The organism is Sphingobacterium sp. BN32 (genome assembly GCF_030503615.1).
Taxonomy (GTDB): Bacteria; Bacteroidota; Bacteroidia; order Sphingobacteriales; family Sphingobacteriaceae; genus Sphingobacterium.
This window is the reverse complement of the sequence record NZ_CP129963.1, coordinates 2,324,981-2,345,226: the sequence shown is the minus strand read 5'-3', so window position 1 is coordinate 2,345,226 and position 20,246 is coordinate 2,324,981. Positions and strand designations below refer to the sequence as shown.

Sequence of the window (20,246 nt, the reverse complement as noted above, 5' to 3'; positions counted from 1 at the left end):
TCCAATGAAATAGGAAAAGATGGCTGATACTACCAAAAAAGAAGAGTTTGCAAACGATATCATACCTATCCCTGAGAGTCTAGAAGACGGCATGCAACACGTCAATAACCCTGTGCTTGATTTACCCCGGATAGAAAAGCAATATTTAACCACTGTCAAAGGTTTTTCGCAAGACCGGAATGTATTTTACTTTACCGATGGTCGCGCAAAGGTTGAGGTCAAGGTGGTTTCGGAAGAGATTATTCGCGTTCGATTAGCTCCTGAGGGGGTTTTTCTAGCGGATTTTTCCTATGCAATCAACCATAAACCGGATGAATATGTGAATTACCAGTTAGAGGAGTCAGAAACCCATTATAAAGTGAAGACCAACGCGGTCACCTGTTTTATTAAAAAGGATAACTTTTTTATCTCCTTCGGGAGTGCAGATGAGAAGGTGTTGAATGCAGACTTTGCGCCAATGCACTGGGAAGAGAATGTAGACTTCGGCGGTTATTATGTGTACTGTACAAAAGAAGCGCATGCCGATGAGGTTTTCTTTGGCTTGGGTGATAAGGCGACGAATTTGAATCTGCGTGGAAAGCGTGTTCGAAATTGGAACTCGGATACCTATTCCTACGCGTTCAACCAGGATCCACTGTATAAAACGGTTCCGTTTTATATTGGCGTAACACAAGGAGATGCCTATGGTATCTTTTTCGATAATACTTTTAAGACATTTTTCGATTTCGCTGCGGAGCATCATGATCAGACAAGTTTTTGGTCTGAGGGTGGCGAACTGCAATATTATTATATCCATGGCCCGAAGATGATTGATGTGGTCAAACGATACCATAGCATTACCGGAACACACTACATGCCGCCGCTATGGGGTATAGGCTACCATCAATGCCGTTGGAGCTACTATCCGGAAGCAAAAGTTCGGGATGTAGCATCTGAATTTAGGAAAAGGGAAATACCTTGTGATGCCATCTATCTGGATATTGATTATATGGACGGCTACCGTTGTTTCACTTGGAATAAGCGTTACTTTCCTGATCCGAAGAAGATGATCGCTGATTTGGCGGCTGATGGCTTCAAGACTGTCGTGATGATTGATCCTGGAATCAAGGTCGACGATCAGTATTGGGTATTTAAGCAGGGCAAGGAAAACAATTATTTCTGCCGACGGGGGGATGATTATTTTATGGAAGGATTTGTATGGCCGGGTCGCTGTCAATTTCCGGACTTCACCAACCCCGAAGTCCGTACCTGGTGGGGAACCTTGTACAAAGGACTAGTCGATGATGGGGTTGCGGGCTTTTGGAATGATATGAACGAACCTGCAGTCTTCGGCCGCGGAACTTTCCCGGATGATGTTCGTCATCAGTTTGAGGGGCACCGCGGCTCGCATCGTAAAGCCCATAATATTTACGGGATGCAGATGGTGCGAGCGACTTACGAAGGATTGAAAAAGCTTTACCGCAACAAGCGCCCATTCACGATTACCCGCGCCGCTTATTCGGGTACACAGCGGTATTCCTCGGTATGGACAGGCGACAATATTGCTACTTGGGAACATCTGCGAATCGGTACGCTGCAGTTGCAACGCTTATCCGTTTCCGGTATGTCGTTCTGCGGTACAGATATTGGCGGATTTACAGGCGAACCGGATGGCGAGCTCTACACCCGTTGGATGCAATTTGGTGTTTTCTCACCCTTTATGCGCGTGCATTCGGCAGGCGATACCCGGGATCGAGAGCCCTGGAGCTTCGGTCCGGAGTGGGAGGTAATCTGTAAGAAATTCATAGAATTACGTTATAAACTACTGCCTTACATCTACAGTGTATTTTGGCAACAACATAAGTATGGCGACCCCATATTAAGACCCATTGCGCTATTGGAACAACATATTGCAAAGAACCTGCAACGGGAAGAAGAATTTACGTTCGGCGATCATCTGTTGGTATCGCCAGTTTTGCACCCGGGACAGTTGAATAAAGTAGTCTACTTGCCGGAGGGAACCTGGTATTATTATTTCAACAATCAAGCATATGCGGGAAGTCAGGAGCATCAAATTGAGACACCTTTGGATGAGATGCCATTCTTTGTTCGTGGAGGTGCTATCATCCCGGAGTTCCCAGTGATGCAATATACGGGCGAGCAAAAGATTGAATCCTTAAAATTGACTTATTACTTCGCACAGCAAGCTTGTGATTCTTATGTGTATTCTGATCATGGAGACACCTTTGCTTATGAGCAAGATGTTTACATGGATAAGCATTTTATCGCTGAAGGGCAAGCTACTTCTGTCAGTATACGTCAAGGCGAACAAGGCTTATATACACCGAACTACAGCACCTTCGATTTATACCTTGTAGGCTTACCGTTTACACCGAAGCAAATGATTGTTGACGGCTTAAAAATAGAATTTAAAACAGATGCGGAAGGACAATCGTATGTACAATTAGACCGTGATTTTAAGAAGATAATTATTCAATAATAACTCTACTAATAGAAAAACAAGTTAAGCATGACTGAAGCGGTTCAAGTACATAGCTTACTGTCGGATTTTGATGTATCATTATTTCGGTCAGGAAGGCATTATAAGCTTTATGAAAAATTCGGGTCCCATGAGCTAAGGATAAATGCTGTCGATGGGGTTTACTTTGCCGTTTGGGCACCGAATGCAAAAGAGGTTTCCGTAATAGGGAACTTTAATGGCTGGAATCCGCATTCACACCTACTGCACGTACGTTGGGACAGCAGTGGTATTTGGGAAGGCTTTATTCCCAAGCTGCAGAATGGAGAGGTTTATAAATACCATATCTTAACGAATCAGGGCGAACGTTTGGAAAAGGCAGATCCCTTTGCTTTGCATACGGAGATTCCGCCGGGTACAGCATCCATTGTATCGACCACTTGGTACGCTTGGACAGACTCGGAATGGATGTTTAACCGTCGCGAAACGAATGCGTTAGACCGTCCTTATTCCGTCTATGAAATGCACTTAGGTTCTTGGATGCGAGATCCGAAACATCCGGATCGTTTCCTAAGTTATAAAGAAATAGCGGAGCGTTTAATTCCTTATCTTTTAGAAACAGGCTTTACACATGTAGAATTTATGCCTGTGATGGAGCACCCTTATTACCCATCTTGGGGATACCAGATTACAGGTTATTTTGCTGCCAGCTCGCGCTATGGCAGTCCGCAGGAATTGATGGGACTTATTGATGCGCTGCATCAGGCGAATATTGGGGTGTTGCTCGATTGGGTGCCATCTCACTTTCCCGGGGATGCACATGGTCTGTATCGATTTGATGGGACGCATCTTTTTGAGCATGAGGATCCAAAGAAGGGATTTCATCCGGATTGGCAGTCTTACATCTTCAATTATGGGCGCAACGAAGTGAAATCGTTTTTGATTAGCAATGCTTTCTTTTGGCTAGATCGCTATCATGTTGATGGGCTTCGCGTCGATGCCGTTGCATCTATGCTATATTTGGATTATTCTAGAAAAGAAGGGGAGTGGATTCCAAACGAGTTTGGAGGCAACGAAAATTTAGAGGCTGTCACTTTTCTGAAAGAATTGAATGAGGCCGTTTACAAATACTTTCCCAATACGCAGACCATAGCGGAGGAATCGACTTCCTGGCCGGGCGTCAGTCGGGCAACTTTCCAAAACGGTTTAGGCTTTGGTATGAAATGGATGATGGGTTGGATGCACGATACCTTGGCTTATTTTCAGGAAGATCCGATCAACAGATCTTACCATCATGATAAGATGACTTTTGCCGGGATGTACACTTTTACAGAAAATTTTATGCTGCCACTCTCACACGATGAAGTTGTGTATGGTAAGCAATCTTTAATCTATAAAATGCCTGGTGATGAGTGGCAAAAGTTTGCTAACTTAAGATCACTTTATCTCTATATGTTTACTTATAGTGGCAGCAAATTGCTGTTTATGGGTGGCGAATTTGGGCAGACCTCGGAATGGAATGTAAACCAATCTTTAGATTGGCATTTATTACAATTCAAACCACATGCGGGCATGAAGAAATTTGTGTCCGACCTCAATGCGGTGTATAGGAATTACCCTGCTTTGTATGAGAAAGCTTTCAGTCCGGAGGGCTTTTCATGGATTGAGATGGCCGATCATACGAACAGTCTTTTTGTATATACCCGAAAGGGGCATGATGAAGAAAATGATTTGTTAATCGTCTTGAATCTAACGCCGGTTGTGCGACGTAATTTTCGCGTAGGAGCAACACATGGGGGCACTTGGGAGTTAGTATTGAATTCTGACGAGACAAAGTATAATGGCAGTGGCGTTTCTGTCAAGAAGAAAGTCGCCACGGATGCTGTTTTTTGGATGAACCAAAAACAGTCTATTGTGTTAGACATTCCGCCTTTAGCGGGATTAATTTTTAAACGCGTTTTATAGGTTATGCAAGTTATTCATTTAAGTATAGAATGTTTTCCTGTTGCCAAAGTCGGTGGCCTAGCGGATGTGGTGGGCTCTTTGCCCAAATATCAACGTCAGTTGGGTGTGGATGCCGCTGTTATAATGCCTTATTTCGACCGGAAATTTACGCAAGATCATGATTTCGAATCGGTCAGCAAAGGAGAGTTTTATCAGGGTTCGGCTTTACTGAATTATGAGGTGCTTCGCGAAAGCAAGGATACATTGGGATTTCCACTTTATCTGATTCGTATTCCCGGTGTATTGGACCGGGAGGAGGTTTATTGTTACCCGGATGAAGCGGAGCAATGGATCGCTTTTCAGCACGCACTATTGCATTATTTGAAAACGAGCGGACTTAAACCGGATGTATTGCATTGTCATGACCATCATGTAGGGCTGATTCCGTTTTTGATCCGCTACACAAATGACTATCGATCTTTGGCAGATATTCGCACTGTTTTTACGGTTCACAACGGACAGTATCAGGGTTGGATGAATTGGAACAAGGGCATTTTGCTTCCAGGATTTGACACCTGGAAATGGGGGCTTTTGGACTGGGATGGATTGATCAACCCATTGGCAACAGCTATTAAGTGCTGTGATGCCTATACTACTGTTTCTGAAGGCTATTTAGAGGAACTCTTTGTAGATGCGAACGGCTTACAAGCCTTGTTTTATGACGAACGGGGGAAATCCCATGGTATTGTCAATGGCATCGACCCTGCTTATTGGGATCCGCTCAGCGATCAGCTTATTATTGAAAATTATGGTATTGCTCAGGTGGATGAGGGCAAATTGGCGAATAAGAAAATCCTATGTACGCAGTACGGATTGGATCCTGCCTTGCCTCTGTTAAGCTTTATCGGGCGATTCGCAACTGAGAAAGGGGCTGATATTTTGGCAGACATTATTAAAGATCTGTTGGGTGGGGCGGAGGCTTCGGTCAGCATCTTTATATTGGGATCTGGCGATGCGAACATACAAAATAGCATTGCGTCATTGACGCAGCAATTCAAAGGTAAGTTAGCCGTATTCTTTGGCTATAACGAAGGTTTGGCCCATCAGGTCTATGCCGCGTCGGATCTCCTGATTATGCCATCGCGTGTGGAGCCATGTGGTTTGAATCAGCTTTATGCATTAAAATATGGAACCATTCCTATTGTACGTAAAATCGGAGGATTAAAAGATACCGTTATTGATGTAGAAGATTCGGGCTATGGTTTTGTATTTGGGGATGTCGATGCTGCCGAGGCTGCGGCGACGGTTCGAAGAGCTTTAACCTATATTTCTGACGAGAAGCAATTTGATGAAATTCGGGCAAATGCCATGGAACTGGATTTTTCCTGGCATAAGTCTGCTCAAAAATATATTGATTTATATAACCAATTACTTAGATGATATGGCGCACAAAGTTGTTTCAATTGTATTAGGAGGAGGCCGCGGAACACGCCTTTATCCATTGACCGACCAGCGGTCTAAACCTGCGGTTCCTATTGCTGGAAAATACAGATTGGTGGATATTCCCATCTCTAACTGTTTGAACTCAGGTTACAACAAGATATTTGTACTGACACAATTTAACTCGGCGTCCTTAAATAAGCATATCAAGAACTCCTACAACTTCAGTATTTTCAGTAAAGGTTTTGTGGATATTCTTGCAGCTGAACAGACCAGTGAGGGGGATAGTTGGTTTGAGGGAACGGCAGATGCGGTACGCCGTACGCAGAAAAACTTAGTGAATGTAGATTATGACTATGTTCTTATTCTTTCTGGAGACCAATTATACCAGATGGATTATTCTGCTATGGTTGATTTCCACGTCGAGGGCGGAGGCGATATTACAATCGCGACAATCCCTGTTACAGGGAAAGAAGCAACTGGTTTTGGAATTTTGAAATCTGACGAAAATGGAGAGGTATCCTCTTTTATCGAAAAACCCAGCAAGGATTTGCTTCAAGATTGGACTTCGGAAGTTCCTGAAGAACTGGAAAAGCAGGGCAGAAATTATTTAGCCTCTATGGGGATCTACGTGTTCTCGAAAGGCGTCATGAAGACACTGTTGGCAGAGAATAAGGGGATGGATTTTGGGAAGGAAATTATCCCGGATGCCATAGGCAACGTCAAGATATTGAGCTATCAATATGATAATTACTGGACTGATATCGGTACGATTTCTTCGTTTTTTGAAGCTAATATTGGTCTGACGGATGATATTCCAGCATTTAATCTATTTGGCGAGACCGTTTATACGCGTGCGCGCATGCTTCCTCCGTCAAAGGTCTCCGGGACCACCTTGAATCATGTGATTGTTTCGGATGGTTGTATTATTCTGGCCGATAAGATTCATCGTTCGGTGATGGGAATTCGATCACGCGTTGGGGCAGGAACCGTTATTAAGATGACTTACATGATGGGGTCCGATTATTATGAGGAACTTACGGAGGTTGTGGAAATGACCAATAGCCAGGAGCCGCCACCTATTGGTGTAGGCGAGCGCTGCTATATCGAAAATGCAATTCTAGATAAAAACTGCCGGATTGGTAATGATGTTCGCATTAAAGGTGGTAAACATTTGCCCGATGGAGACTTTGAGCAATATTCCGTTGTGGATGGAATTATTGTCGTAAAGAAAAACGCCGTGATAGATCATAATACAAGTATTGGCTTGTAATATTTTTGACCCTTCCTATCGAGGGGACGAAAAATCTTAACGAATAAGCGCCTTGTTTTTTGACAAGGCGCTTTTCTTATTCTTCTGTTTTTGGCGTTTCTTTCGCTGTTGGATCTTTGATTTCGCTTTTCGGTTTCTTCTTGCCGAACTCAGCAACTTCAACAATACGCGGAATACTTGATTTCGGAGCCATATGGCGTAGCTTCTTGATTTTTCTTCTTCGTTTGTAGTTTCTGACTAAGCTGCTGCCCTGGTATAAATTCCAGTTCATTAAAAGAACAGAGAACAATACTACTGCTAAACCAATAATTTGCAGTTTGGTCACCTCATGATCGGTGAAGAAGTGCACGAGGATAAGCGCAACGATCGGATTAACATAAGCATAGGTACTTACCTCTGTTGCTGGACGAACCTGCAATAGGAAAATGTAACAGCTAAATGCTAATATGGATCCCATCAGGGCTAAGTAAACCATAGCTCCCCAATATTCTACCGATACGGCTGCCGGATCGAAGCGGCTATATTCGCCGTTTATTAATGCGACCGTCGTAAAGGCTGTTCCTGCTACCACCATTTGCCAAGCGGTTTTTACCATCACATTGAGGTCTTCCTCTTTTGCTGGTGCTAGGGTATCCGCATCACTTGATTTTTCCTTTGTTCTTTCTTTGCTATATTTTGACCACAATGAACCAACCGTCCAACCGATTGTACCTAGGGTTAAGACAATCATGGCTGTTAATTTATTCTCGCTTTCTGCTGATTCGGAGGCTGGTCCGAATATCTGTTCTGCAAACAACATAATCACTCCGATGAAACCTAGCACGAGGCCAAGGATGGTTGTCACACTAGAGAAGTTCTCTTTCCATTTTGGTTTATCTAAAATAATGAACCAGATGGCTGTTGCAGCCGAGAGTATGGAAACGATTGCACTGGAGATGTACTGCTCAGACCAAATAATGGCTGCCATGTCAACAAATAGTAGGAGGAAGCCGACAAAGGCAGCATCCTTTACTGCTTTTTTAATATAAATCTTGTAACCCTTAAAGTAGCAATAGCCCATTAATAGTGTACCCGCAATTATAAATCGGATAGAGCCTAGTACAAAGGGAGGGAAGGCATGCAGCGCCTTCTCGATAAAGAAAAAAGTGGAACCCCAGACCACATAAACGACAGCATAAGCAAAAATAATGATGCTTGCTGATGGGGTAGTTGTATCTTTTACCATGCTGATCTTATTCCTTTGTAGGAATCACTAATTTATTGTCTTCTTTAACTGTTTCTAGAACGATGGTCGTACGTGTTGAGATGATACCTTCAATCTTACTTAGTGAATTGCGCATCAAGTCGACTAAACCCGCCGAGTCGTTCGTTCTAACTTTTATTAAATAGCCGTCCTCGCCAGCGATATCATGCACCTCAAGCACATCGGGAATCTCTGCTAATAGGAGCCCTACTTTTTGCACACCAATGATATCTTGGGTCTTGATAAAGATGAAGGAAAGCATTTTCTGGTCCAATGCTGCGGGATTGATTCGAGCATTATATTGAAGGATAACGTCCTTTTGTTCAAGCTTCTTTACGCGTTCGAGGATGGCAGAGGGGGCCATTCCCAATTCGCGCGCAATGTCTGCGTTGTTTGTGCGCGCATTGTCTTGCATAATCCTAAGGATTTGAAGATCAATTTGGTCTAATGAATATTCTAATTTTGCCATATCGCGCAAATATCGTTATTTCCGAATAAAATTCAAATAAATATAGAATAAAATGAATAAAATTCAGTTTAAAGATCTTGGTGCAGGATATTGTTTATGAGGAGCGTAACGAAATCCGCAGGGACTATACGCTAATATACAGAATTTAAATCGTATATCATTTTTATTTACTGATACTGAACACGATGTATTTTTGCGTTTTTGCGGTTGTTTGCGTGTTTTTCGTAAAATAATGCTTAATAAAAGATTTAAATAGATGTAAAACGCAAAAAATGCAGTTTATTTTATCGAATATTGCGTAATTTAGTGTTTTCAATCTATACAGTCGTGTCGGAAATTTCAAGTTTATTATCCTTATCTGAGTCTCTTTCAGGAGATTTATTCTTTGATGCCAGCAATGTAGAACATCAGACGATGCGCCTTGCCTATTCCACTGATGCATCAGTTTATCAGGAATTGCCGCTTGCGGTTTGCATTCCACATGATATTAACGATTTACAAAAACTGATTCAGTATGCGAAGCAGCATCATACTACGTTAATTCCGCGTACCGCGGGGACTTCCCTTGCAGGACAGGTTGTCGGGTCGGGGATTGTTGTCGATGTTTCCAGATATTTCAATCAGATTTTAGAGGTGAACGTGGAGGAACAGTGGGCGCGCGTGCAACCAGGTGTTATCCGTGATGATCTGAATGCATACCTGCATTCTTATGGTTTAATGTTTGGGCCGGAGACATCGACCGCAAGCCGAGCGATGATTGGTGGGATGATTGGAAATAATTCTTCCGGATTGCACTCGATTGTATGGGGCGACACGCGCGAGAATCTCTTAGCGGCGCAAGTGCTACTGGACGACGCAAATCTGGTGGAGTTTAAGGAGCTAACGGATGCTGAATTCTTTGGCAAGCTAGCCCTGAAGACTAGGGAGGGAGAGATTTATAGAGAAATCAACGGGATATTAACGGATAAAGCGAATCGTGACGCGATTGTTGCAGGATACCCGAAGAGTGAAATTACGCGTAGGAATACCGGCTATGCTTTAGATAGTTTATTGGACAATAGCCAACCCTTTAATTTTTGTCGCTTGTTGGCGGGTTCTGAAGGAACCATCGGAATCATTACAGAGGCGAAGATTAAATTGATGCCTTTACCTCCCAAAGAGATTGGTTTGCTATGTGTTCATTTTAACGACCTGGTTGAATGTATGCGTGGGAATGCGCTGGCATTAAAGTACCATCCTGAAGCATCTGAGCTTGTCGATAAATATATTTTAGATTTTACTGTTGGCCATCCAACTTACCAGTATAACCGATTTTTTATTGAAGGCGACCCACAGGCGCTATTGATTGTGGAGTTCCGTGCCGATAGTATTGAAGAAATTGAGCGAAAGGCCGAAGCATTAAAAATAGCATTGCAAACAGCTCAATTAGGATATGCCTATCCGTTGATTACAGGTTCAGCACAGTGTAACTTAGTGTGGGATGTGCGTAAAGCTGGTTTAGGCTTGATCAGGAACCTACCGGGTGATAATCAACCGGTCAATTTGATTGAGGATTGCGCAGTTTCGCCGGAGGATTTACCGGATTATGTTGCGGATATCCAAAAGCTGTTGGCTGAAGAGCAGGTGCATGCCTCGTACTATGCGCATGCTGGTGCTGGTGAGCTGCATATCGAGCCTTTCATCAACTTAAAATCGGTAGAAGGAAGACGACAATTTCGTTCCATCTTAGAAAAAACGACCGACTTGGTGTTGAAATATAATGGATCCTTAAGCGGCGAGCATGGGGATGGTCGTTTGCGCGGCGAATTTATTGGCAAGGTATTGGGTGAGCAGGTCTACCAGCTTTTGTTGCAGGTAAAGCATGCATTTGATCCACATCGTATCTTCAATGCCAAGAAGATTGTGGACACGCCTCCGATGGATACGCATCTGCGCTATGATCAAGTTCGCGATGGGAAAGACATCAACACTTATTTCGACTTTACACAAAACGAAAGCATTTTACGTCTAGCAGAGAAATGCTCGGGATCGGGGGATTGCAGAAAAACAGAAATTACCGGTGGCACGATGTGTCCATCGTTTATGGCTACGCGCGATGAAAAAGATACCACGCGTGCGAGAGCCAATATGCTACGTCAGTTTTTGACGAACTCCAATAAGGAAAATCGCTTTGATCACGAAGAATTGAAAGAGGTGATGGACCTGTGTTTGAGCTGTAAAGGCTGTAAAACGGAGTGTCCATCGAGTGTGGATATCGCGAAGATGAAAGCGGAGTTCTTACAGCATTATTATGATTCGAATGGAGCGAGCTTCCGTTCTAAGTTAATTGCAAATTTTACGCAGTCGCAGAAGCTAGGTTCCTATGTTGCTCCGATTTATAATTTCTTCGCAACAAATCAGATTACGTCGGGAATCATCAAATCCGTTGTCGGCTTTGCGCCTAATCGTTCCCTACCAAAAGTGCACGGTACGACGTTAAGTGCGTGGGTGAAGAAACAGGAGCCTGCAAAACAAAAAAGGAAAGTTTACTTATTTAGCGACGAGTTTACAGAATATAATGATACCGAGATTGGTATTACGGCTTATAAATTATTGACCGCGCTAGGTTACGAGGTTGTTGTTCCAAAACATCTAGAGAGCGGGCGAACATTTCTGTCGAAAGGTTTCGTGAAGAAAGCGAAGGAACTTGCAAACAAGAACGTCGATATGTTGGCCGATTTGATTAGCGAAGAAACTCCTTTATTGGGTATTGAGCCCTCTGCGATTATTACGTTCCGCGATGAATATGTGGATCTTGTCGATTCGGAAAATAAAATCAAAGCAGTCAATTTGGCGAAGCATGCGCTGATGATAGACGAATTTCTTGTGAAAGAAATAAGGGCAGGAAGAATTCATGCGGAGCAGTTCACTGCGGATAAACAAAAGATCAAGCTGCATGGGCATTGTTATCAAAAGGCATTTAAATTAGTAGACTACACGAAACAATTATTGTCCTTGCCAACGAACTTTGAAGTGGAAGTGATTCCATCGGGTTGTTGCGGTATGGCTGGATCTTTTGGTTATGAGAAAGAACATTTTGAGGTTTCGCAGAAAGTAGCTGAATTGGTCTTATTTCCGACTTTACGTAAAACGGGGGCGGAGTATATAATCGCAGCAGCAGGGACCTCATGTAGGCATCAAATTAAAGATGGTGTGAATCGTAAATCCTACCACCCGGTTGAGATTATGTACAATGCGTTAGTTAACAAGTAAGAAACTTTTTGTATATTAAGCTGTTATAATAGAAAAAGAGAGATTATGAAAAAGATATTAAGCTATTGTTTATTAGCATCTACTGTTGTCGGCTTAGCTGCTTGTGGAAATGCGAATAAATCAGAAGGCTCATCGGCAGATTCTACAGCTACCTCGACCAGCTCTTCTGCTAGTTCCTTAAATCAGCTGACAAATGATCCCAAGGGAGCTCCTCTACATTTTTATTTCAATATGAATGAGGTCGGACAGACGGATTCCTCTGTTGTTTATGATGCAAAATCGCTTTATAACAATGATACCGTTGGTTTTAAACTGGAAGTATTAAAAAATATCGAAGCAGGAATTACAGCGCAAAATACGCCTGATAATGACAAAGGGTTTAGAGTGGGGTCGCTACGTATTTCGAGTTTAGGACCTGTTTCTGATAATTTCATGAAAGCGGTAGGTGATCTTTACGGTATGCAGGCTGGCGGTCCGATGACGGACAGGGCGATATCGCCCATGGTATTCTCCTCAAATAATGAACCTGTGGATCTAAGTAAATCGAAATCCTATAATTTCAAATTATTCTTTGATCAGGCGAATGGGGAGCCGGCGGAGTTTTTTGCAGTAGTCGATAACTATAAAAAGTCATTTGAACTGACTGAAAAAGATTCTACGTTCCGTTCCGCGTTTTTTAATGCGTTGACTGGAAAGTAAAGGAGAGTCAAATAAAGAATTGAAAGCACCCCGTGGGTGCTTTTTTTGTTTCATTTCAGAAACTTCGAGTGCTTTTTCTCTAATTTGAAAGAAATATCGTACTGTCCTATAAAATAGGCCTCTCAAATTCTTTATGTTTATTTAATATCCCCTGCAAGGAAAATAATGTAGTTTTGAATTATAAAATTTATTCCAATTGAAAGTTATCAGTAATGTAATTGCATTTGCTTTAGACCATTCCGGGAGGAACAGGCTTATGAAGTTCTTTGACATCATGATAAAATGGCGAGGTTGGTCCATGACGATAGATAATTGGGCGAGAAATTTTGCTTGCTTATCTGCGCTTGGTTTTACTAATTTTACGAGAATGAGAAATTCCTTCACTTCCATCATGCTATTTTTACTGTTCACCAGTACCGTCTTGAATTTATCGGCACAGGAGATAGGGGTTGTTCGAACAGCATTGGGCAAGGCAGATCATCCAGCATTGGGTGAGATTTCAGGTATTGTTGCTTCGCGAACATATCCGGGGAAGTATTGGGTGCATAATGACAGCGGTGACACTGGCAGGGTCTTCTTAATCGATAGCGTTGCGAAGATGTCTTGTGAATTTCATTTGGAAGGCATTGATGCGAGGGATGTAGAAGATATTGCTTGGGTTAGAGAAAATGGGAAAAATTATATCCTTCTTGCGGATATTGGAGACAATTTAGCGAAGCGTGAAGAGATAAAGCTCTACTATTTCGAGGAGCCCCTGATGGAGGCTGGAGTGACTAAGGACACGATTGCTTCCAAAGCGATTCGAACGATTGTATTAAATTATCCGGATAAAGCGCGGGATGCGGAAGCCATTTTTGTAGACCCAATGGATCAACGTTTCTATCTGATCAGTAAACGCGATTTCTATTCAACGCTGTACAGCGCTGATATTTTCAAATCAAAAAAGGATCGATATATATTGCGCAAGGAGATGGAGTTCCCTTTTACCTTTGTGACTGCCGCAGATATTTCTGAGCATGGCGATGCGATTATCGTGAAGAATTTAACGCAGGTGTTCTATTGGGACAGGAAAACTAAAGGTTCGATAATTAATAGTTTAAGAAGTCCCTTCCAAAAAGTAAGTTATACTGTTGAGCCACAAGGGGAAGCAATCGCATTCGACCATAGCCCATTTACATTTGTCACGATCAGTGAACGTCCTTTTGGATTAGATGCTTATCTTTATCAATACAAATACACTAAACCATGAAAATAAAGTTTACTATTCTATTCTTTCTTCTTGGATTCTCGTTCAGCTTTGCTGCGAAAGTCGATACTTTGTCGGTGCATAGCGCTGCGATGGGCAAAAGCATTAAGACAGTTGTTATTAGCCCGGATAACGGGGGGAAGGACATGCCTGTGCTGTATCTTTTGCATGGCTATTCTGGCGACTACAGCAATTGGGTAAACAAGGTGCCGGCCTTGAAAGAATTAGTTGATCAATTTGGTTTCATGGTTGTTTGTCCGGATGGAGGCTATGGATCTTGGTATTGGGATATTGCAGGAAAAAAAGATTATCAGTATGAAACCTTCGTCAGCAAAGAATTGGTGAACCATATTGATGGAAAATATAACACTGCCAAAGACCGTGCGAAGCGCGGTATTTCAGGATTGAGTATGGGTGGACATGGAGCTTTGTATTTAGCGATACGTCATCAGGATGTCTTTTCTGTGGTGGGCAGTACGGCGGGAGGTGTCGATATCCGTCCCTTCCCAAATAATTGGGAGATGGCTGCGCGTTTAGGCAGTTATGCAGAAAATCCAGAGAAATGGAATCAACATACCGTCATGGAGATGACACATTTGATAAAGCCTAAATCGCTGGAAATTTTCATCGATTGCGGCGTAGATGACTTCTTTTTCGGGGTTAATGAGAAGTTGCACGAGAAGCTGCAGTATATGAATATTCCACACCGCTATCTGACCATGCCTGGTGCCCATAATTGGGACTACTGGAGTAAATCAATTCATTATCAGATGGCTTTCTTCAATGATGTGTTTCATAAACCCAGCGAACCAATTAAAAAGTAATAGTCGGATAAAGCATCTTATTTTTTCAGGAAAACAGAATATTAATAAGGAAGTTAAACTTGCATTAGCGATTTTGAATAACAGCTTGGCTTTTCTATTTTAGTCGAGGATTTTAAAGCTGCCGCTATATATGCTGATCGACTATAAAAAGTGCACATTCCTCTTAGTATGCCTGTTGAGTGTTTTATCGACCTTTGGACAAGAGAAAATTACCTTAAGTGGAATTATAAAAGACGTTAATTCGGGCGAAACATTAATAGGCGCTTTAATTCGCATTCAAGACGCAAATGTTAGCGGCTACTCCAATAATTATGGTTTCTATTCCATTACCCTGCCCGCTGGCGAGCATCTAATCGAGGTATCCTATATAGGCTATAACGGTATTTCACAATCCATTACGCTTACAGAGAATAGGAAGCTAGACTTTGAGCTGAACGACAACTCCACGACAATCGAGGAAGTTGTTGTTTCCGGGAAGCGTCAGAATGAAAATGTAGCGAGTCCGCAAATGGGTAACTTGAAGTTTACCATGGAGGAACTGAAGAATGTTCCGATTCTATTTGGAGAGAAAGATATCTTGAAGACTATTCAGTTGATGCCAGGGGTTGCCTCCGGTGGTGAAGGAAGTTCTAACTTTTACGTTCGAGGTGGCGCAGGCGATCAGAACCTGATCTTACTGGATGAAGCGACCGTATATAATGCATCTCATTTGCTTGGCTTTTTTTCTACATTCAACTCCGATGCGATAAAGGATGTTAATCTTTACAAAGGTGGAATTCCTGCGCAATACGGCGGGAGAATTTCTTCTGTCATGGATATCTCCATGTTGGATGGAAACAATAAAAAGTTTGCAGCCGAAGGTGGAATAGGTTTGATCGCATCGAGATTAAAACTTGAAGGGCCAATCGTTAAAGATAAGAGTTCATTCATGTTAAGCGGGCGCAGAACCTATGCTGATATGTTCCTGAAAGCTTCCAAAGATGAGACTGTGAAGAAAAGTCGCTTGTATTTCTATGATCTGAACGCAAAGATGAACTATAAGCTCAATGAGCGGAATACAGTTTACCTTTCTGGTTATTTCGGGAAGGATGAATTAGGATATGGTGATCTGTTTGGTTTCGACTGGGGAAATGCAACTGCTACCGTTCGCTGGAATCATATTTTTAATGAAAAGCTATTCAGCAATACCACTATGATTTATAGTGATTTTACCTATAATGTGAAAGTCAATAATGATGATTCGGATTTTAAGATAGCCTCAAAGATTAGAAATTGGAACCTGAAGCAGGATTTCTCTTATTATTCCTCCAACAACAATACTTTAAAGTTTGGATTGAATGTGTTGCGCCAGCAAGTCCTACCGGCTAGTTTAAACGCCAGCAGTGAGTCGGCGGTGAATTCTATTAATATCGAGAAGCGTCAAGGAATTGAAGCTGCTGCCTATGTTTCCCATGAGTGGAAGCCGTTTGAACAATTGTCACTTATTTATGGACTTCGTTTGAACGATTTCATGGTGTTGGGGCCTGGTACTTTCTATTCCTTTGATCAAGATGGCGAGCCGACGGATGAAGCGCTGTATGGCAGCTCGATTATTAAGCATCATTTCAATTTGGAGCCACGAGCGTCGATGGCCTACATCTTAAATCCCCAAAATAGTATCAAAGCCAGCTATAACCGCATTGCACAGAATCTACATCAGCTGACAAACACAACTTCGAGTCTTCCGACCGATCAATATGTGTTGAGTAGCTTAAACATCAAACCGCAAATTGCTGATCAAGTAGCTTTGGGTTACTTCCGTAACTTGAACAATGATGCATATGAGCTTTCCGTAGAAACCTTCTATAAGTTCATGGATAATCAGATAGATTTTAGAAATGGAGCCGATTTGCAAGCGAACAAATACCTGGAAGGGGAGCTGTTGTTTGGAATTGGAAGATCGTATGGGGTTGAGTTTCTTGTGCGTAAGAATAAAGGAAAGCTGAATGGTTGGATATCTTACACTTTGGGACGTAGCGAACGACAGTTTGATGGTATTAACGATGGCAACTGGTTTGCAGCGCGACAGGATAGAACACACGATGTGTCGGTCGTAGGAATGTATCAATTATCTAAAAGTTGGAACTTAGGAGCAACCTTTGTATTTAATACCGGAAATGCGATCACTTTCCCAAGTGGAAAGTATCAGATCGATGGGACGACAATGTTCTATTATACCGAAAGAAACGGCTACAGGATGCCGAATTACCATCGTTTGGATTTGTCGGCCAATTATGAACCGAACAAGGAAAACAAGCGTTTTAATTCAAGCTGGTCTTTCGGAATTTACAATGTGTATAACCGAAAGAATGCTTATATCATTGATTTTAGAGAGAATGAACAAAATCCTAATGTGACGGAAGCCTATAAGATTGCATTGTTCGGAATCATCCCTTCAGTTACTTGGAACTTTAAATTTTAAAAGATGCGAAGCATACAGATATACTTATTGTCAATTCTAATTGTACTTAGTTTCGCTTCTTGCGAAGAGAAGATTGATGTAGATTTGAATACCGCAAATGCGAAAGTTGTGATAGAAGCGGATTTGAATAACTTCGATAGGAATCAGGAGATTGTGGTCTCTAGGACAGTCGCTTTTGATGAGAACCGAGCTTTTGAACCCGTTGATAACGCTGTGGTCAGTGTCGTAACATCTTCAGGTAGAACCTATAATTTTGAATCTATTGGTGGAGGACGTTATTCGCATAGCAACATGGGCGTCATTGCGCAACAAGAATACACACTAAATGTTTCGGTGGATGGACAAACTTATAGCTCGAAGACGCGCATGCCGAACTATGTCGAAGTAGACTCTGTCAAAGTTACGAAGGAGAATATCTTCAATGAAGATTACTATTTTGTTAATCTGTGCTTTGATGATCCAGAAGGCGTAGAAAACTATTATAAGTATAATGTTGAGATTCAAAGTGCGGGAGATAATTCCACTCCCATGCAATTCAACTCTGCCTATTCGGATAAGTTTAATGATGGTTTACATGTTACGCATCAAATAGGTGGCAGAAATGCGGAGATAGAAAACGGCGATAAAGTCCGCGTCCGTCGTTACTGTATTGCAAAGGATGTTTATAAATACTGGTCGGAGTATCAGTCAACCAATCCAGGAAGTGCATCACCAGCTAATCCTACCTCCAACATCAGTAATGGTGCTCTAGGCTATTTCTCGGTAGCTGGAGTAAAAGAATTTGTTGTTGAGATTGACGACTCCGCTAGCTTGGAGGATTAAAAGCTAGCGAAATTAAATCCCTTACTTTGTAGTTGATCAATTGCTCTAGGAAGAGCATACTGAACATTCTCAATGGCTTTAATATTGTCGTGAAAGACGATGATGCTTCCTCGTCTTGTGTAGTTGACTGCGTTTTTAAGGCATTGCGACGGACTAATTCGATTATCGTAATCTCCTGTAAGTACATCCCACATAATAACCTTATACTTCTTGGCAACCGCCCTAAGTTGTGACTTTTTAATTCTACCATAGGGTGGACGGAATAAGTGGCTACTAATCAGTTGATCAGCTTTTTCTATATTTTCCAAATAAATGGCGTCATCCGTATTCCAACCTTTTAAGTGGTTGAAGGTATGATTGCCAACCTGATGTCCTTCATCTAGAATACGTTGGAAGATGTCCGGATGCTTGCGAACATTATCTGCCACACAGAAAAAACAAGCTTTTACATTTTTCTCTTTTAGGCAATCAAGAATCCATGGGGTGATCTCGGGAATTGGGCCGTCGTCAAAGGTTAAGAATATATTATCTTTTTCCTCTTTTTGCCTCCAAACTGCATTTGGGTAAAGGTAAGGAAGAATGAAAAGCGGACGGACAAAATGCATGTTGATAGACTACTTTAATATTGGCAAATTTATCAAGATTTAATTATCCATCCAATTATTCAATAAGAAGATGAACAGATTATTCGCTTACTTCCGAATGCGTAGAGAAGAACAGATTGGTTTTTCCATAATGGCGGTATTCATTGCTCTCGTTTTATTCAGCACTTTTATATATGATGTACTTCCCAGAGAGAAGAAAGTGTCTCCTGAAGTCCGAATGCTGGCAGAAGACCTTGTTGCGAATCCGGAAGTCCGACCCGGACGTCCTGAAAGAAGGAAACAGCGAGAAGCGAATAAAATTAGACCCACAGTTTCCTATTTCTATTTTGATCCTAACGACTTATCAGTAGAAGATTGGATGCGATTGGGTTTATCGGAGCGACAGATTAGAGTGATTCATAACTATGAGGCTAAAGGAGGACATTTTCGAAAACCGGAGGATATTGCAAAACTTTACAGTTTATCTGATGAGGATGTGGCTCGTCTTTTACCCTACGTTAGAATTGCCGAAAGACCATTCAAAGAAACGATTTTTGAAAGACCAATGGCAACCAAACCCTACTCCAATTCTTATGAATCGCTGCGTATTAATCTCAACTCGGCGGATAGTGCGGAGTTGACTCAGCTTCGTGGGATTGGCCCGGCCTTTTCCAGGCGGATTGTCAATTTTAGAAACTCACTTGGTGGTTTCCATTCGACCGAGCAGTTAAGCGAAGTTTATGGTCTACCCGAGGAAACCTATCTCCACATCAAAAAACATGTACAGGTAGATAAAGCATCGATTGTAAAGCTGAGAATAAACGAATTGGATGTCAATGCCTTGGCAAAACACCCTTATATCTCTTACAAGCAGGCGAGGACAATGGTAAACTTTAGAGAACATCATGGTCCTTTTAAGTCGATGGAAGATTTAAAAAAGATTCTTTCTCTCGATGAGGCTTTTTTTCGTAAAATTGAAATCTATATAGATTTCAGATGATAGAAGATCAACTTAAAGCGGTAATACGCGATATTCCGGATTTCCCTAAACCAGGTATTGTATTTAAAGACATCACACCATTACTTCAACATGCGGAGCTTGTTGAATTGGCTGTTCAAGAGTTTGCACGTCGTTTGGACAACATCGATTTTGATGTTATTGCTGGTATTGAAAGCCGAGGCTTTCTTTTCGGATTCTTATTAGCCCAACATTTGAACAAACCTTTTATACCTATTCGCAAGCAGGGCAAGCTTCCATATCATACAGTCTCTGAGTCTTACAAGTTAGAGTATGGACAAGCAACCATCGAAATGCATGAGGATGCTTTTCCCGCGGGAACTAGAGTTCTCTTACATGATGACCTTTTGGCAACGGGCGGAACGGTAGTAGCCGCTAGTAAGTTGATTGAAAAAGTAGGAGGGGTGGTTGCAGGTTATACATTTGTCATCAGTTTAGATTTTCTACAAAGTGCAGGTCGATTAACACGTTTTAATGAAAATATTATATCTTTAATCGGTTATCAATAACACT

Annotated in this window: 15 protein-coding genes; 12 read left to right on the top strand and 3 right to left on the bottom strand. The window is 42.0% G+C overall.

The window, feature by feature from the left end:
• Positions 1-19 precede the first annotated feature (19 nt).
• From QYC40_RS09820 to QYC40_RS09805, 4 genes are read left to right on the top strand one after another with little or no spacing between them, the layout of a single operon-like run.
• A complete protein-coding gene (locus QYC40_RS09820; RefSeq protein ID WP_301990075.1) occupies positions 20-2,479 on the top strand; it encodes a TIM-barrel domain-containing protein in 2,460 nt (819 codons plus the stop codon).
• A 30-nt stretch (positions 2,480-2,509) separates the two neighbouring features.
• Positions 2,510-4,423, top strand: coding sequence for a 1,4-alpha-glucan branching protein GlgB (gene glgB, locus QYC40_RS09815; RefSeq protein ID WP_301990074.1), 1,914 nt, complete (start codon positions 2,510-2,512; stop codon positions 4,421-4,423).
• Between the two features lie 3 nt (positions 4,424-4,426).
• On the top strand, positions 4,427-5,842 hold the full coding sequence (locus tag QYC40_RS09810) for a glycogen synthase (protein ID WP_301990073.1): 1,416 nt from the start codon (positions 4,427-4,429) through the stop codon (positions 5,840-5,842).
• Position 5,843: 1 nt separating this feature from the next.
• Positions 5,844-7,115, top strand: coding sequence for a glucose-1-phosphate adenylyltransferase (locus QYC40_RS09805; protein ID WP_301990072.1), 1,272 nt, complete (start codon positions 5,844-5,846; stop codon positions 7,113-7,115).
• Between the two features lie 76 nt (positions 7,116-7,191).
• On the opposite strand, the gene QYC40_RS09800 is transcribed toward QYC40_RS09805, so the two are convergent.
• Together QYC40_RS09800 and QYC40_RS09795 are read right to left on the bottom strand one after the other, a co-directional pair.
• On the bottom strand, positions 7,192-8,340 hold the full coding sequence (locus tag QYC40_RS09800) for an EamA family transporter (RefSeq protein ID WP_301990071.1): 1,149 nt from the start codon (positions 8,338-8,340) through the stop codon (positions 7,192-7,194).
• Positions 8,341-8,347: 7 nt separating this feature from the next.
• A complete protein-coding gene (locus QYC40_RS09795; protein ID WP_149526474.1) occupies positions 8,348-8,827 on the bottom strand; it encodes an Lrp/AsnC family transcriptional regulator in 480 nt (159 codons plus the stop codon).
• A 327-nt stretch (positions 8,828-9,154) separates the two neighbouring features.
• On the opposite strand from QYC40_RS09795, the gene QYC40_RS09790 reads away from it, so the two are divergent.
• The 6 genes from QYC40_RS09790 (at position 9,155) to QYC40_RS09765 (ending at position 18,131) form a co-directional block, all read left to right on the top strand.
• Entirely contained in the window at positions 9,155-12,079 is a 2,925-nt protein-coding gene (locus QYC40_RS09790; protein ID WP_301990070.1) for an FAD-binding and (Fe-S)-binding domain-containing protein, read from the top strand.
• Between the two features lie 45 nt (positions 12,080-12,124).
• A complete protein-coding gene (locus QYC40_RS09785; protein ID WP_301990069.1) occupies positions 12,125-12,778 on the top strand; it encodes a hypothetical protein in 654 nt (217 codons plus the stop codon).
• Positions 12,779-13,145: 367 nt separating this feature from the next.
• Positions 13,146-14,027: a hypothetical protein gene (locus QYC40_RS09780; RefSeq protein ID WP_301990068.1), complete on the top strand. Its 882-nt coding sequence runs from the start codon at positions 13,146-13,148 to the stop codon at positions 14,025-14,027.
• Positions 14,024-14,848 carry an alpha/beta hydrolase family protein gene (locus QYC40_RS09775; RefSeq protein ID WP_301990066.1) on the top strand — a complete coding sequence of 275 codons (825 nt, stop codon included), beginning with the start codon at positions 14,024-14,026 and terminating at the stop codon, positions 14,846-14,848. Before QYC40_RS09780 ends, QYC40_RS09775 begins: the two co-directional genes overlap by 4 nt.
• 130 nt (positions 14,849-14,978) lie before the next feature.
• Positions 14,979-17,309, top strand: coding sequence for a TonB-dependent receptor (locus tag QYC40_RS09770; protein ID WP_301990065.1), 2,331 nt, complete (start codon positions 14,979-14,981; stop codon positions 17,307-17,309).
• Between the two features lie 3 nt (positions 17,310-17,312).
• Entirely contained in the window at positions 17,313-18,131 is an 819-nt protein-coding gene (locus QYC40_RS09765; RefSeq protein WP_301990064.1) for a DUF4249 domain-containing protein, read from the top strand.
• Here QYC40_RS09765 and QYC40_RS09760 read toward each other — a convergent pair.
• Positions 18,128-18,736, bottom strand: coding sequence for a polysaccharide deacetylase family protein (locus QYC40_RS09760; protein WP_301990063.1), 609 nt, complete (start codon positions 18,734-18,736; stop codon positions 18,128-18,130). The genes QYC40_RS09765 and QYC40_RS09760 overlap by 4 nt on opposite strands.
• Positions 18,737-18,806: 70 nt before the next feature.
• Here QYC40_RS09760 and QYC40_RS09755 point away from each other — a divergent pair, with 70 nt between their 5' ends.
• Together QYC40_RS09755 and QYC40_RS09750 are read left to right on the top strand one after the other, a co-directional pair.
• Positions 18,807-19,715, top strand: coding sequence for a helix-hairpin-helix domain-containing protein (locus tag QYC40_RS09755; protein WP_301990062.1), 909 nt, complete (start codon positions 18,807-18,809; stop codon positions 19,713-19,715).
• The gene (locus QYC40_RS09750) at positions 19,712-20,242 is read left to right on the top strand and encodes an adenine phosphoribosyltransferase (protein WP_301990061.1); all 531 of its coding nucleotides are present in this window, start codon (positions 19,712-19,714) and stop codon (positions 20,240-20,242) included. The genes QYC40_RS09755 and QYC40_RS09750 overlap by 4 nt, the downstream gene beginning before the upstream one ends.
• Positions 20,243-20,246: the final 4 nt, after the last annotated feature.